At 73.2% G+C, this 14444-nt stretch carries 12 protein-coding genes; 3 read left to right on the forward strand and 9 right to left on the reverse strand.

The window, feature by feature from the left end:
• Positions 1-7: 7 nt before the first annotated feature.
• Complete coding sequence (locus tag ACW9TB_RS23315) at positions 8-922, reverse strand: ROK family protein (protein ID WP_472750171.1); 915 nt, start codon at positions 920-922, stop codon at positions 8-10.
• 257 nt (positions 923-1179) lie between these two features.
• On the opposite strand from ACW9TB_RS23315, the gene pgm reads away from it, so the two are divergent.
• Positions 1180-2817, forward strand: a complete 1638-nt coding sequence (gene pgm / locus ACW9TB_RS23320) for a phosphoglucomutase (alpha-D-glucose-1,6-bisphosphate-dependent) (RefSeq protein WP_472750172.1) — start codon at positions 1180-1182, stop codon at positions 2815-2817.
• Between the two features lie 226 nt (positions 2818-3043).
• Here the strand turns inward: pgm and ACW9TB_RS23325 are convergent, their stop codons facing one another.
• The 5 genes from ACW9TB_RS23325 to ACW9TB_RS23345 all read right to left on the reverse strand — a co-directional run bounded on the left by ACW9TB_RS23325 (position 3044) and on the right by ACW9TB_RS23345 (position 7552).
• Positions 3044-3946: a diacylglycerol/lipid kinase family protein gene (locus tag ACW9TB_RS23325; RefSeq protein WP_472750173.1), complete on the reverse strand. Its 903-nt coding sequence runs from the start codon at positions 3944-3946 to the stop codon at positions 3044-3046.
• On the reverse strand, positions 3943-4488 hold the full coding sequence (locus ACW9TB_RS23330) for a hypothetical protein (protein WP_472750174.1): 546 nt from the start codon (positions 4486-4488) through the stop codon (positions 3943-3945). Before ACW9TB_RS23330 ends, ACW9TB_RS23325 begins: the two co-directional genes overlap by 4 nt.
• A gap of 156 nt (positions 4489-4644) precedes the next feature.
• Positions 4645-5199 (reverse strand): NADPH-dependent FMN reductase, encoded by a 555-nt coding sequence (locus tag ACW9TB_RS23335; RefSeq protein ID WP_472750175.1) that lies wholly within the window; start codon positions 5197-5199, stop codon positions 4645-4647.
• 869 nt (positions 5200-6068) lie between these two features.
• Positions 6069-6761 (reverse strand): mycothiol-dependent nitroreductase Rv2466c family protein, encoded by a 693-nt coding sequence (locus ACW9TB_RS23340; protein WP_472750176.1) that lies wholly within the window; start codon positions 6759-6761, stop codon positions 6069-6071.
• Positions 6762-6940: 179 nt separating this feature from the next.
• Entirely contained in the window at positions 6941-7552 is a 612-nt protein-coding gene (locus tag ACW9TB_RS23345) for a TetR/AcrR family transcriptional regulator (protein ID WP_472750177.1), read from the reverse strand.
• Between the two features lie 127 nt (positions 7553-7679).
• On the opposite strand from ACW9TB_RS23345, the gene ACW9TB_RS23350 reads away from it, so the two are divergent.
• A complete protein-coding gene (locus ACW9TB_RS23350; RefSeq protein ID WP_472750178.1) occupies positions 7680-9125 on the forward strand; it encodes a DHA2 family efflux MFS transporter permease subunit in 1446 nt (481 codons plus the stop codon).
• Between the two features lie 70 nt (positions 9126-9195).
• Positions 9196-9810 (forward strand): GNAT family N-acetyltransferase, encoded by a 615-nt coding sequence (locus ACW9TB_RS23355; RefSeq protein WP_472750179.1) that lies wholly within the window; start codon positions 9196-9198, stop codon positions 9808-9810.
• Between the two features lie 184 nt (positions 9811-9994).
• Here the strand turns inward: ACW9TB_RS23355 and ACW9TB_RS23360 are convergent, their stop codons facing one another.
• The 3 genes from ACW9TB_RS23360 to ACW9TB_RS23370 form a co-directional block, all read right to left on the reverse strand.
• Positions 9995-11371, reverse strand: coding sequence for an FAD/NAD(P)-binding protein (locus ACW9TB_RS23360; protein ID WP_472750180.1), 1377 nt, complete (start codon positions 11369-11371; stop codon positions 9995-9997).
• Positions 11372-11499: 128 nt separating this feature from the next.
• On the reverse strand, positions 11500-12657 hold the full coding sequence (locus ACW9TB_RS23365) for an anhydro-N-acetylmuramic acid kinase (RefSeq protein WP_472750181.1): 1158 nt from the start codon (positions 12655-12657) through the stop codon (positions 11500-11502).
• Positions 12658-12659: 2 nt separating this feature from the next.
• Positions 12660-14261, reverse strand: coding sequence for a glycoside hydrolase family 10-like protein (locus ACW9TB_RS23370; protein WP_472750182.1), 1602 nt, complete (start codon positions 14259-14261; stop codon positions 12660-12662).
• Between the last annotated feature and the right edge of the window lie 183 nt (positions 14262-14444).

Genomic DNA, 14444 nt, shown 5'->3' on the forward strand with positions numbered 1-14444 from the left:
CGGCCCCCTACCCCGCGACGGGGAGGACCAGGGCAGCGGCGCCGTACAGGCCGGCGTCGCGTTCCAGGGAGGTACGTTCGACGGTCAGGCGGCGCAGGAAGGCGAGGCCCGCCCGCTTGGCGACCGCCTGGCGCAGCGGGGCGAGCAGGGTCTCCCCCGCGCCGGACACGCCGCCCCCGATGACGACGTCGTCGATGTCGAAGAGCGCCGCCGTGGTGAGGATCGCCACGGCCAGCGCGTCGGCCGCCCGCTGGAAGGCCAGCTCGGCGACGGGCACCCCGCGCGCGGCGTCGATCGAGAGCTCGCGGGCGTCCGGGCGCGCGCCGGAGGCGTCCCAGCCGTTCGCCAGCGCCCAGCGGACCATGCTCGGGCCGCTGGCGACCGTCTCCAGGCAGCCGATCGCCCCGCAGGGACAGAGCTCCCCGTCGCGGTCCACGGAGATGTGCCCGATGTGCCCGGCGTTTCCGGTCGGTCCCACGTACGGCACCCCGTCGAGGACCAGGCCCCCGCCCACGCCGGTGGAGACCACGATGCCCAGCAGGGCGCGGGAGCGCGAGTGGCCGCCCCGCCACCACTCCCCCAGGGCCATGCACTGCGCGTCTCCGGCGAGCGCGACCGGAAGGCCGGGAAGGAGCCCGCTCACCGCGCCGACCAGCGGGAACTCACGCCAGGCGGGGATGTTGACCGGGCTGACCGTACCGGCGACGGCGTCGAGGGGGCCCGCGGAGCCGATGCCGACCCCGGTCAGCTCTTCGGCACCGTCGGCGTCTCGGACATCTCGGATGTCCTGGACGAGCGAGACCAGGGTCGCCTCGGGGTCCGGGCCGACCGGCGTCTCCACCCTGCGCGTCACGGTCCCGTCCGGCCCGACCAGCGCCGCGGCGAACTTGGTACCGCCGATGTCGATCGCGAGGGCGGTCACCGGCCGGTCCGCCCGGCGTACCGGAGGGGGGTGGGGCGGCTGTACAAGGGGATCCTCCGGTGATCGATGGCACAAAGGGTGCTTTTCCTAAGTGACCGGGCAAACAGGGTGAAGGTACGACGGCGATGACAACGTTGTCAACGGCCTACGGAGAGTGCGGAGCCACCGATTTCACCACCGGCTCCCCATGAGTTGTGCAGGCATATCCGTTTTAAGGGCAGATACGGTTAGCCCAGGTGTGATGTGAGGAGACTGCGATGACGCACGAACACGCGGGACAGCCCGCCAGGCCGTCCGACCTGGTCGACGTGGCCCGTCTGGTGACCTCCTACTACGCGCTGCGTCCCGACCCGGGCGAGGTCGGGCAGCGGGTGGCGTTCGGGACGTCGGGGCACCGGGGCTCCTCGCTGAACGTCGCGTTCAACGAGGACCACATCCTCGCGACCAGCCAGGCCATCGTGGAGTACCGGGCGGCGCAGGGGATCGACGGCCCGTTGTTCCTGGGCGCCGACAGCCACGCGCTGTCGGAACCGGCCCAGGTGTCGGCGCTGGAGGTCTTCGCGGCCAACGGGGTGACGGTCATGGTCGACAGCCGGGACGGCTACACCCCGACCCCCGCCGTCTCCCACGCGATCCTGGCCCACAACCGGGAACGCTCCTCGGGGCTGGCCGACGGCGTGGTGGTGACCCCCTCGCACAACCCGCCAGGCGACGGCGGCTTCAAGTACAACCCGCCGCACGGCGGCCCGGCCGACACCGACGCCACCTCCTGGATCCAGGACCGGGCCAACGCGCTGATCGCCGACGGCCTCAAGGAGGTCAGGCGGGTCCCGTACACCCGGGCGCTCGCCGCCGACACGACCGGCCGCTACGACTTCCTCGGCCACTACGTGGACGACCTGCCCTCGGTGCTGGACCTCGACGCCATCCGGCAGGCGGGGGTACGCGTGGGCGCCGACCCGCTGGGCGGGGCGAGCGTCGCGTACTGGGGGGAGATCGCCGAGCGGCACCGGCTGGACCTGACGGTGATCAACCCGCTGACCGATCCGACGTGGCGGTTCATGACGCTGGACTGGGACGGCAAGATCCGGATGGACTGCTCGTCGCCGTACGCGATGGCCTCGCTCATCGCCAACCGCGACGCCTTCGACGTCTCCACGGGCAACGACGCCGACGCCGACCGGCACGGCATCGTCACGCCGGACGGGGGGCTGATGAACCCCAACCACTACCTCGCCGTGGCGATCTCCTACCTCTACTCCCACCGGCCGGGCTGGCCCACCGGCGCCGGGGTCGGCAAGACGCTGGTGAGCAGCGGCATGATCGACCGGGTCGCCGCCGACCTGGGCAGGCGGCTGATGGAGGTCCCCGTCGGGTTCAAGTGGTTCGTACCGGGCCTGCTGGACGGCTCGCTGGGCTTCGGCGGCGAGGAGAGCGCCGGGGCGTCGTTCCTGCGGCGCGACGGCTCGGTGTGGACCACCGACAAGGACGGCCTGATCCTGGCGCTGCTCGCCTCGGAGATCATCGCGACCACCGGCCGCTCGCCGAGCGAGCACTACGGCGACCTCGTGGACAGGTTCGGCGACCCCGCCTACGCCCGCGTCGACGCCCCCGCGACCCGGGAGGAGAAGGCGGTGCTCGCCAAGCTCTCGGCCGAGCAGGTCACCGCGGGCAGCCTCGCCGGGGAGGAGATCACCCAGGTGCTGACCTCGGCCCCCGGCAACGGCGCCGCCCTCGGCGGGCTCAAGGTCTCCACCGAGAGCGCCTGGTTCGCCGCCCGCCCCTCGGGCACCGAGGACGTGTACAAGATCTACGCCGAGTCCTTCAAGGGCCCCGAGCACCTGCGGCAGGTCCAGCAGGAGGCACGCGACCTGGTCTCGGCGTCCCTGGGCTGACCGGTCCCGGGCCGACAGCGGCGCCGTACGAGACGCGACGACGCCGTACGACACGCGACCGGCGGGCACGTCCCGTGACGTGCCCGCCGGGAACCCGAGGACCGGCCCCGGTGAGAGCCGTACACCTGCGGCGGCACAACGCCTTGTTCAACCAGATGGTCCCGAGACGGAGCGGGCCCGGCCTCGGGCGAGGCGAGCGTGCTCTCGGACGGAACCCGGCCCGGCCTCAGGTGAACATGTGCCAGGCGGCGGGCAGGACTGTCCAGCGGCGCCGGGTGACCCGGCCGGTCAGCTCGCCGTCGGCGTTCACCGGGACGGGGGCGCCCTCCACGGTCACCTCCCGGCCGCGAGTGGTGATCACGTCGCGCAGGCCGGGATGGGTGCCCCGGCGCAGCCGGAGGGCGTAGCCGAGCCTGGCCAGCGGGCCGGTCGTCAGCGAGACGACGACGTCGGCCATGCCGTCGTCGGGCCTGGCCCGGGGGGCCAGCGGGGTACCGCCCCCGATGGTGACGCCGTTGCCGACCCCCACCATGAGCACCGGGCGCCCGTCGCCGACGGAGCGGCCGTCCACGGTGACGCGCAGCCGCCAGCCGGGGCTTCGCACGCCCGCGAGCAGCGCTCCCGCCGCGTACGCGAGCCGCCCGAGCACCGGTTTGAGCGGTGTGGCGTCCTCGGACGCCTCGGCGCCTATGCCGAGGTGGACCATGTTGACGACGACCCCGCCCTCGTCGTCCACCAGGAGGTCGAGCGGCCGGGGCCGTCCGGCGAGCACGACGCGGGCCGCCACCGGCGGGTCCAGCGGGATGCCCAGGCCCCGGGCGAAGTCGTTGCCGGTGCCCAGCGGGACGAGCCCCACCGTACGGGCGTCCAGCTCGCCGCGCCGGTGCAGGGTGGCGACGACCACGTGCAGCGTGCCGTCACCGCCCAGCACGACCACGTCCCTGCCGGGACAGGCGTCGAGCATCTCGTCCAGGTCCTTCTCACCGGCGGGCGCCTCGACCACGTCGGCACCGCCGCCGCGCAGCGTTTCGAGGGCCGCGGTCCTGGCCTCCTCGTCGGCGCTCCCCGCGCTCTCGTTGTAGATCGCCAGCAGCTCGGCCATGTCGTTCCTCCACGTGGTCGTCTTCACGGTCCCTGCCCACGGGAGTCGCGATCACGCGGGTCCCTGTCCATCCGCCACCAGCGCAGGGACACCCAGAGTCCGGTCGCGACACCGATCAGCGCGGCCAGGACGTACACCACGCGGATCGTCGTGTCCGAGGTGTAGCCGTTGCCCGCCACGAGGATGGCCATGAGCAGCGCGGCCAGCACCCCCACCCCCGCGCCCCCCGCGAGACCGAGCAGTCCCACCCTCAGGGCGCGTGACAGGCGGCCCACCGGCCGGGGCACCGGCGTCATGACGGACATGAGCCGGGCCACGACGAGGGCGGGATCGTCGTCGACCCCTCCGGCGACGAGCTGGACGGTCACCCCGCCCCGCTCGGGCTCGCTCAGGCAGATCCAGTGGCGTTCCTCAAGGAAGACGGTGGCGCCTCCCGCGCCGGGAACGGTCAGCCACAGGAACGGCGTGCCCTCGGGGAACGTCCTGACGCCGTGGCGGGCCATCGGGGCGTGCACGTCGAGCGCCGCGCCGAGGGCCCGCAGCGCCACCTCCTGGCCGGATCTCCCCATGGCTGCCTCCCTTCCCCATCCCTTCGTGGCGCACGACGCGGCGGTCGCCTCCCGGCGGGGGTTCCGGGTGACGGGCCGGGAGCGCCCGGAGGATCTGGGCCGTACGACGGTTCCCGAGAACCGGGCCCGAGGGCCCGGCGAGTGGCCGGGCGGATCTCACACGGCGGAGCCGCCGAGAGAACCGGCCCTGGCGAGGGAGGGGGAGCAGATCTCGTCCAGCACGTCGCGGAGCCGGGCGCGGTATCCCTGGTCGGCGAGCCTGCCTTCGGCGTCGAACCGGTCGGGGGCCGAGGAGACGGCCAGCTCGGCGCCGCACACCACCGCGCCCGCCGCGCCGAGGGCCCTGCGCAGCTGGATCTGCGTCCACATCCCCTCGTGGGCGCGCGGGCAGGCGGTCACCACGCCCACCGGCTTGCCCACCAGGACCGCGCCGCCGCGCGCGGAGGAGATCCAGTCGAGCGTGTGTCCCAGCTGCGCCGGGAGCGCGCTGTGCGCCGGCGCGGTGATCAGCGCGCCGTCCGCGGCGGAGAGGCGGTGCCACAGATCGGCCACCGGCCGCGGGAGCTCGCCGTCCTCGAAGGGCGGTACCTGTTCCAGGCCCCGCCAGATCTCGAAGTCCACCATCTCGGGCAGTTCACGCGCCGCCGCCTCCAGGAGCCTCCAGACGTACGCCCCCGGGCGAAGGCTTCCCGCGATCCCAACGATTCTCATCCCCGGCCCCATCTCTGTCGCCATGCCGCGACGCTACGAGTGGGGGAGATCCCGCCTTCGGTCGCGCGGTCGCGGCCGTCAGCGGGGGACTCCCCCGAACTCATCGACAAAAACCGCTACTCGACGCCATCGTGACGCGGAGAGAGAGGTTCGTTCGCGGTACGGGTCGAGCCACCCCGTTCACGAGTCCCGGAACGGCGATCACGCTTCCGCAGGTCGGCGCCGCGACGGCGGTACCGGCGAACCTCACGCTCCATCACATTCCGGGGCCTGCCCTCAGGAAGGGGGGACGAACATGATCAAGCGTATCGTTCGCGAAAAAGTCGGTTATTTCTCCCCCAAGAGCGGCGAGGACACTGGAACGGGGCCCCCTTCCCGCGCTATGGGCCCCAGACGGATGCGGGGAACCGCCCGGCCGGTAAGACCCTGGTAGGTGCAGGGAACCGCCCGGCGGGTGAAAGGGCTGTGGGCCCCGGGTAGGTGCAAAGAACGCCAGGCCGGTGAAAGGGCTACGGGCCCCGGACGGGTATGGGAAACCGCCCGGCCGATAAGACCCGGGCGGGTACGGGGAACCACCCGGCGGGTGAAAGGGCTACGGACGGACCTCGGGTAGATGTGGAGAACGCCCGGCCGGGGAAAGGGCTACGGGTCCCGGACAGGTGCGGGGAACCGTCCAGCCGGTAAGACTCGGGTGAGTACGGGGAAGCTCCCGGCCGGGGAAAGGACTGTGGGCCCCGGGCAGGTGCAAAGAACGCCAGGCCGGGGAAAGGGCTACGGGCCCCGGACGGGTATGGGGAACCGCCCGGCCGGTAAGACCCCGGTAAGTGCGGGGAACCGCTCGGCCGGGGAGGGAAAGGCGCCGACTCGCGCTACGGTGCCCCCGGGTAGGTGCGGGGAGCCGCCCGGTCGCTGACCCGCTTGAGCTCGAAGAACGCCTCCTCGGTGGCGAGCACCTTGAACGCGTCCCAGATCCGCCCGGCCCGCTCGCCGGTCGGGATCTCGCTGATGACGGGGCCGAACTGCCCGGCGTGCCCGTTCACCGAGATGGTCGGTACGCCGATCAGCGACTGCCTCTGCTCCCCGGCGGGCACCAGGGCGTGCGAGGCGTGGATCGCCTCGTCCCAGGTGCCGTCGGTCCTGGCGGCGAGCAGCTCGGCGGGCAGCCCGGCGTCGGCCAGGGCGGCGGCGATCACCGGTTCCAGGGCCCGCATCGCGGCCAGGCGGCTCGCGAGGCCGCCGTCCGCCGTCGTGTCGCGGGGGCGCCGGAACAGGCCGTCCTCCCCGTGGTAGCGGGTGCCGAGCGCGGTGTAGAGGTCGCCGACCGCCGCGTCCCCCGCCGCCGCGCGTGCCGCCGCGAACACCCGTATGGTGCCCCGGCCGAGCTCGACGATCTCGCGGTACTCCTCGGACATGTCCTGCTTCTCGTTGAGCACCGCCAGGCTCATCTCCCGCCAGTTGATCGTGATGGGGCGCACCTCGCGCACCTCCAGGATCCAGCGGGAGGTGATCCAGGCCCAGGGGCACCCGGGATCGAACCAGAAGTCGACCAGATCCTCGCTCATGGGAATCCTCTTTCCGTGGACGTCCCTCCCAGGATGGGACCTCAATCACGGTGGAGGTCAAGCGGGGGCGCCACCGGCGAGAGCCCGGACCATCGCGTGGTCCGGGCTGGACCCGTTCGCGCGTTGGAGGAGCGTGAGGACCTGGATCCGCTGGACACCGGATCGCCCGGCGGTCCGGGCTAGACCCGCTCGCGTGGGGAACGCTCCCGGACGAGGGGCAGCAGCAGCCTGTCCACCACATCCGCTATCTGCTCGTCGCTGCTCTTGGGCTGACCGCTGATGCAGTGGTACATGAGCATGGCGGGCCCGGCCGTCACGATCATCTCCTCGTCCGCCCCGGCCACCGTGGCGTGCCGCCGGACCAGCTCCAGGATGCGTTGCTGGCAGGGAACGGTGACCGTCTCCTGGAACAGGGCGCGCAGCGTCGCGGACTCCTCGCCCCCCGCCGCCGCCACCGCCTCGAAGGCGGCTCCCTTGGAGTCGAACAGCGTCTCGTTGAGGTAGGTGAGCAGGACCAGCAGGCCGTCCCGCAGGGAGGTGTCGGCGCCGATCTCGGGCGGCTCGGGGAGCAGGTCGCGCAGCGCGTCCTTGACCAGCTCCTCCTTGTTGCTCCAGCGGCGGTACAGGGCGGCCTTGCCGGTGCCGGCCGCCGCCGCGACCTTGTTGGTGCTGAGCCTCGCGTAACCGACGGTCCCCAGCTGCTCGATCACCGCGTCGAAGATGGCGCGGCGCAGGGCCTCTCCGCGCTTGCGGGACGCGGGGCGCACCGACGCCCCCGTCGGCACCGCCATCGGCCACCTTCCCCGGGACGTTGTCCAAATCCGTTGTCCGTCGAACTATAGGCGAACTATAGTGAACCAGCTGGTTCACTAAATCCCCCCGACACCCGGCACCCGTCACCAGTTCCCTGGAGGAACCATGCCGAGTTCACCCCGGAGCGTCGCCGACGCCAAGGGGACACCCGCCGCCACGATGGACCGCGCGTCCGCCCTGGCCCTGGCGGTCATCGTGTCCTGCGAGCTGACCCTGATGCTCGACGGCACGGTCATGAACGTCGCGCTCCCGGAGATCAGGGAGGGGCTCGGGTTCTCCCCCTCGGGGCTGTCCTGGGTCACCACCGGCTTCCTGCTCGCCTTCGGCGGGCTGTTGCCGCTCGGCGGGCGGGCGGGTGACATCCTCGGCAAGCGCCGGGTGTTCCTCGTCGGCACCTGCCTGTTCACCCTCGCCTCCCTGCTCGGCGGGCTGGCGACGAGCGCCGAGTGGCTCGTCGCGGCCCGTGTCCTGCAGGGCGCGGGCGCCGCGCTGGCCGGGCCGAGCACGCTCGCGCTGCTGATCACCAACTTCCAGGGCGCGCTGCAGGCCAGGGCGCTCGGCGTCTACTCCTCGGTGACCGCGTCGGCGATGACCCTCGGCCTGATCCTCGGCGGCGTCATCACCACCGCGCTGTCCTGGCACTGGGTGCTGTTCGTCAACGTCCCCATCGGCCTGGCCGTCGTGATCCTCGCGCCGAAGTACGTCGCCGAGTCCGAGCGGCAGCCCGGCAGGTTCGACCTGGCGGGCGCGGTGTGTTCTGTGGCCGGTCTGGTCGCCGTCGTCTTCGCGCTGGTACGCACCGCCGAGCACGGCTGGAGCGACCCGGCCTCGCTCGCGGTCCTGGCCACCGGGGTCGTGCTGCTCATCGCCTTCGTACTGGTGGAGAGCCGGGCCCGGCAGCCGATCATGCCGCTGCGCCTGTTCGCCGACCGGGGCAGGAGCGGGGCCTTCGCCGTCATGCTGCTGGTCCCCATGGTGACGCTGAGCATGCAGTTCCTCATCGTTCAGTTCCTCCAGGAGGTGCTGGCCTTCAGCCCGCTGCGGGCGGGTCTCGCCTTCCTGCCGATGGCGGCCGGAATGCTGCTCACCGCGCAGAATGCGGCGAGGGCGATCGGCAGGTTCGGCCTGAAGAGCACCAGCGTCATCGGCATGGTGCCGCTGCTGGCGGGCATCGGCTGGCTGACCCAGATCTCGGCGGGAACCGACTACCTCACCGGCGTGTTCGGGCCGATGCTGCTGGTCGGCGCCGGTATGGGCTTCGTGATCGTCCCGTCCAACATCATGATCATGTCCACCGTGGATCCCGCCGAGGCCGGCGCGGCCTCCGGCGTGCTGCAGACGGCGCTCATGACCGGCGCCTCGCTCGGGGTGGCGATCCTGTCCACCGTGTACGCGTCGGCGATCGGCGACGGCGCGCCGACGTCCGAGGCCATCGCGGAGGGCATGCGCGACGGGTTCCTGGTCAGCCTGGGCCTGGGGGGTGCCGCGCTCGCGGTGATCCTGCTGGTGATCAGGTCACCGAAACCCGCCGCGCCGGAACCCGCCGCCTGAGCCCGGTCCACACACGCGGAGGCGCCGTCCCGGCTCAGGCCCGGGAACGGGCCGCGATACCGTTCCACCTGTGACATGGGACGACGAGACCGAGAAGAGCGAACGGGCGACGGCGACCGGGACATCCCCCGGCGAGCCCTCCCGCGTGACCGTGCGCCCGATCACCGGCCACGACCGGGACGAGTTCCTCGAACTGTCCCGCGCCAGTGTCGGCCTGCACCATCCGTGGATGGCCCTGCCCACCACGACCGAGGAGTTCCACGCCCTCGTCACCCGGTACGACCGGCCCGACGAGGAGTGCCTGCTGCTCTGCGCGCGCGACACCGGATCCATCGTGGGCATGGTCAACATCAACAGCATCATCCGGGGACGCCTGCAGGCCGCCGCCGTCGCCTACGCGGCCTTCGCCTCCACCTCCGGCCGGGGCTACATGTCCGAGGGCCTCGGGCTGGTCCTGAGGTACGCCTTCGAGGACCTGCGGCTGCACCGGCTGGAAGCCCAGATCCAGCCCGGCAACGAGGCGTCCCTCAAGCTCGTCCGGCGGCTCGGTTTCCGGAAGGAGGGCTACTCGCCCGGCCTCCTGTTCATCGACGGCGCCTGGCGGGACCACGAGCGGTGGGCGATCACCGCGGAGCTGGCCGGCACCCGGCCGACGCCCCCGCATCCGACCCGGCCGGTCCGCTGAAGCGCCCCTGACCCCGGCCGGGCCGGGGGATCCCGGACCGGCCCGGCCCCTGACCACAAAACACCGAACCGCTGAACCGCCGAACCGCTTCGAGTCTCGACGGCCAGCGGTCCCGGGGTTCCCGGCCGTCGCCAGCGATTCGGCGAAATGGCGAGCCCCGGGGCTTCCGGCCGTCGAGATCCCGCTAGCCGGTCGACGCGGCGCGCCAGGTGGCGGAGACGAGCGTCTCCACGAGGCGTGGCGCGAGGGCCGCCGCCTGGGCGCGGATCTCCGGGATCGCCGTCGTCTCGTACAGGCTTCCGCGCAGCAGGGGGCCGAGCGTGAAGATCCTGTCGTCCGGGTCGCCCGTCGCGTCCAGGACCGCGCCGCCGGGGGCGGCGTCCAGCCCGAGCCGCAGCCGGTCGGGCCGGACCACGCCGTCGGCGACGAGACCGGCGAGCAGAGGATCACGGGTGATGTCGGCCCCGGGCCCGGTGGCGTTGACCAGCCAGCCGACGTCGAGCTCCCTGACGGCGCCGTCGGCGCTCACCTGGACGCGCAGCCCGCCGGGGCCCGGCGCGGCCCCGGCCAGCCCGCCGCGAAGCACGTGAAGGCGGCCGGTGGCCCGCAGGTCGGCGATCCTGGCGGCCGTGACGGGCGGGATCCGGTGCCGGTGGACCTCCCAGTAGCGGGCGGCCAGGCCCAGGAACCGCCTCTGCTCGTCCGGGGGGAGCCGGGTCCACAGCCTCTGGACCTGTGGCCGCAGGCCGTCGACCACGCCGTACCAGTCGCCGCCGTTGTCCCGCACCGCGCGGCGTACGGCGCGGAGCAGGTCACCGAGGCCCAGCGGCCCGTCCGGGATCGGCGTCGGGACCGGGGGCGGCACGGGCCGGGGGTGCGGGCGCGGCAGCAGCGCGTGCCGCGACACCGCGTAGATCACGGTCTCCGGGTGTGCCCTGGTCACGGTGACCGCCACGTCGACCATGGTCAGCCCGGTCCCGAGCACGAGCACCGGCGCGCCGTCGCGGATCCGGGCCAGCGCGCCCGGCGCCCACGGGTCGGCGACGTAGCCGGGGCTCGCGGCGTCCACGATCGGCGGCCGGGCGGACTGGTCGCGGTTGCCCAGGGCCAGGACGGCGGCCTCGGCGTCGATCTGGCCGCCGCCGGACAGGTGGACCCGCACCCCCCGGTCCCGGGTCAGGGCGCTCACCGTGCCGGTCACCCTGCGCACCACGCGGACGGGCCACTCCTCGGCACCGGCCAGCAGGTCGCGGAGGTAGCGGCCGTACGTCTGTCTCGGCAGGTAGTCGGACTCGGAGACGTCCAGCCCCTCGCCGAGGGCCCAGCGCAGCAGGTGGCCGGGGTCGTCGTCCAGCCCGCTCATCTTGTTGGTGCAGGCGTTGAGGAGGTGGTGCGGATCGGTGGTCGAGTACGCCTGTCCCAGCGCGTGTCTCCCGTACTGGTCGATCAGCACGACCTCCAGCGGCGTGTCGCGCGCCCGCGCCTCGCGAAGCAGGTGGACCGCCGCCAGAGTGCCGCTCGCGCCGCCGCCCACGACGGCGACCGTTGGGGAACCTGACACGTGACCCAGCATAACCCACTATTCCTGTAGGGTATATGGGATAACCAAAACGTGGACCGGTCTATCCACGATCCCGACGATACCGGCGACGACGCGCCCGGGGGTGGGCACGATCGGCCTCCGGTGACTCAGGGCTCCCCCGCTACCCCTGTCGCGGTGGTGAAACGCAGGCGGCGGGGGCCTTCGGCGAGAGGCTCCGGCAGCCTCAGCGGCCCGGCGCCGGGGGTGATCGCGCCGAGAACACGGGGGCCGGACGCGCCCGTGCAGCCGGGGACCGTCGCGGGCAGCCCGTGCGCCGTCAGCCAGCCGAAGAGCGAGAAGGCGATCGCCTCCTTGGCGTCGGCGGGGACACCCAGCTCGTCGCTCGGCACGACACGCGCGTCCCCGGCCCGCGCGGCCAGCATGGCCATCAGGACCGGGTTGCGCACCCCGCCGCCGGAGACGACCACCGTTTCGAGGCGGTGGCGCCGGATCTCCGCCGCGACGGTCTCGGCGGTGAGCGCGGCCAGCGTCGCCAGCAAATCGGGCAGGGCCAGCCCGTACGGCGACGCCCTCGCGGCCAGGTAACCGGGGTGGAACAGCTCCTTGCCGGTGCTCTTCGGCGGCGGCACCCGGTAGTACGGCTCGGCCAGCAGGTCCGCCAGCAGCTCCCGGTGCACCCGCCCCGAGGCGGCGAGGCGGCCGTCCTCGTCGTAGGGCGCTCCCGTGGCGGCCGACACCGCCGCGTCCATCAGCGCCGACGCCGGGCCGGTGTCGTAGGCCGTCCCGGCGTCCCGCACGGTCAGGTTCGCGATCCCGCCCAGGTTGAGCGCGCCGCTCGGCCCCGGCAGCCCGGCCAGGAGCAGCAGGTCGAGATAGGACACCAGCGGCGCGCCCTGACCACCGGCGGCCACGTCCCTGGCCCGCAGGTCGGAGACCACCGGCACCCCGGTCCGCTCGGCGATCCAGGCGGGCTGGCCCAGCTGCAGCGTGCCGCGCACCCGGCCCTCCTCCACCCAGTGGAACACCGTCTGCCCGTGCGAGCAGATGAGGTCCACCGGCCCGCACGCCTCGGCGGCGTCGGCGAACGCCTGGCCGATCAGGGTGTCGAGCCGGCACGCCTCGGCCATGTCGGCCGGATTCGGCGGCAGCGCGCCGGCGATGCGCTCGCGGAGCCGTCCCTCGTACGGCCGCGTGCCGGTGTGCTGGACGGCGCCGGTGAGCACGTCGCCGTCCGGGGACCAGTCCACGGTCGCGCTGTCGATCCCGTCGTGGGATGTTCCCGACATCAACCCCAGCACGCGCATGCCTACCCCGCGTTCCCCGGGTCCCGCCCGGCCTTCACCGCGCGGCGGCCGGTGCTGGGCGGGCTCAGGCGACCGGCCCGGTCGACGGCCACCGCGTGGTAGTAGGCGCCCGCGACGCCCGCAGGGTCCACCCAGCGCAGGTCACGGCGCGCGGGGAGGGTCGCGACCAGGTGCCGGGCGTCGGCGAGGTCCCCGGGCCCGGCCGGCCGGTCGAGCCGGAAGATCGCGTACTGGAACGGGACGTCCCGGCCGGTGGCCAGGACGCGCAGCTCGACGCCGCCGTCCACCCGGCGCGCGAGGGGGACGAGCGGGCGGGCCGGGGCCCGGCCCGAGGCGAGCCTGGGCAGCAGCGGGGGCAGCGCGGGACGGGTGTAGTGGCCGGTCACGACGGCGCTGATCGAGCCGATCCGGTCGGCGCGGACGTCGCCGGAGTTGTACCAGATGTCGCCGCCGACCTCGGGGTGGTCCTTGTTGAGGGTCAGGTGCCTGCTGAGCTCGTCGGGCCGGGACCACTCGGCGGGCTGGCCCGCCGCCCCTGCCTTGTAGGCCGCCTGGCCGATCCACAGCTGCGTGCCCGTGCCCGCCGCCACGTCGGACCACCAGGGGACCAGCTTGGCGTAGTCGGCGTTGGACTGGCCGATGTACCAGTAGAGCTGCGGCGCGATGTAGTCGAGCCAGCCCTTCTTGACCCAGCCGCGCGTGTCGGCGTGCAGGCTGTCGTAGGACTGGCTGCCGCTGGTCTCCGAGCCGAGGGGGTCGGTGGCCCGGTTGCGCCAGATGCCCGAGGGGCTGATGCCCCAGGCGATCTCGGGCTTGGCCCGCCGCACCCGCTGTTGCATCTCCCGGACGAGCAGGTCGACGTTCTCGCGCCGCCAGGCCGCGAGGTCGGGGAAGCCGCCGCCGTGGCGGGCGTAGGCCTCGCTGTCGTCGAAGGCGGTGGTGTTGACCGGGTAGAAGTAGTCGTCGAAGTGCAGGCCGTCGATGTCGTACCTGGTGACCGCGTCCATCATCGCGTCCTGCACGAACGCGCGGACCTCGGGCAGGCCGGGGTTGTAGTAGAGCTTGCCGCCGTAGGAGACGATCCAGCCGGGGTTCCTGCGGCCGGGGTGGTCGGGGTGCAGCAGGGCCGGGTCCGCCTGCATCGACACCCGGTAGGGGTTGAACCACGCGTGGAAGGCCAGGCCCCGCCGGTGCGTCTCGGTCACGAGGAAGGCCAGCGGGTCGTAGCCGGGGTCACCCCCCTGGACGCCGGTCAGGTACTGCGACCAGGGCTCGTACGGGGAGGGCCAGAAGGCGTCGGCAGTAGGCCTGATCTGCACGAACACCGCGTTGAGCCCCCTGGCCCGCGCCAGGTCGAGCCAGGCGACGTACTCGGCCCTCTGCTGCTCGGCGCTCAGCCCGGTCCTCGACGGCCAGTTGATGTTGACGACCGAGGCGATCCACATGCCGCGCATCTGGCGCAGCGGCGGCACCCCCTCGGCCCCGGTCTCGTACGAGATCCCGGTGGCGGCGGCGGCCGGGGCGCGGGCGGACAGGGGCACGGCGGTCGCCGCGGCGGCGAGGGCGAGGCCGCGCAGGACGGCTCTCCGGCTGGATGAACTCATGCGGACTCCAGGGGTGTTCGGCCCCGGGTGGCGGGCCGGGCGCCGCCGGGCCACCGCGAGGGCGGGCGCGGAGCGGGCGCGAAGGAACATGAGGAACATGACGCGAGGCGGGCACGGAGATGATCGCGAAGCCGGTCACGAGATCACCGGGTCACGGGTTTCTCGATCGCGAGAATGACAGAA

The organism is Streptosporangium sp. H13245 (assembly GCF_055690525.1).

Bases quoted from the DNA above. Each gene is read 5' to 3' on its own strand.
- ACW9TB_RS23340 (WP_472750176.1), bottom strand. From the start codon at position 6,761: ATGAGCGAGGATCTGGTCGACTTCTGGTTCGATCCCGGGTGCCCCTGG.
- ACW9TB_RS23370 (WP_472750182.1), bottom strand. From the start codon at position 14,261: ATGAGTTCATCCAGCCGGAGAGCCGTCCTGCGCGGCCTCGCCCTCGCC.
- pgm (WP_472750172.1), top strand. From the start codon at position 1,180: ATGACGCACGAACACGCGGGACAGCCCGCCAGGCCGTCCGACCTGGTC.
- ACW9TB_RS23365 (WP_472750181.1), bottom strand. From the start codon at position 12,657: ATGCGCGTGCTGGGGTTGATGTCGGGAACATCCCACGACGGGATCGAC.
- ACW9TB_RS23335 (WP_472750175.1), bottom strand. From the start codon at position 5,199: ATGAGAATCGTTGGGATCGCGGGAAGCCTTCGCCCGGGGGCGTACGTC.
- ACW9TB_RS23345 (WP_472750177.1), bottom strand. From the start codon at position 7,552: ATGGCGGTGCCGACGGGGGCGTCGGTGCGCCCCGCGTCCCGCAAGCGC.
- ACW9TB_RS23350 (WP_472750178.1), top strand. From the start codon at position 7,680: ATGCCGAGTTCACCCCGGAGCGTCGCCGACGCCAAGGGGACACCCGCC.
- ACW9TB_RS23330 (WP_472750174.1), bottom strand. From the start codon at position 4,488: ATGGGGAGATCCGGCCAGGAGGTGGCGCTGCGGGCCCTCGGCGCGGCG.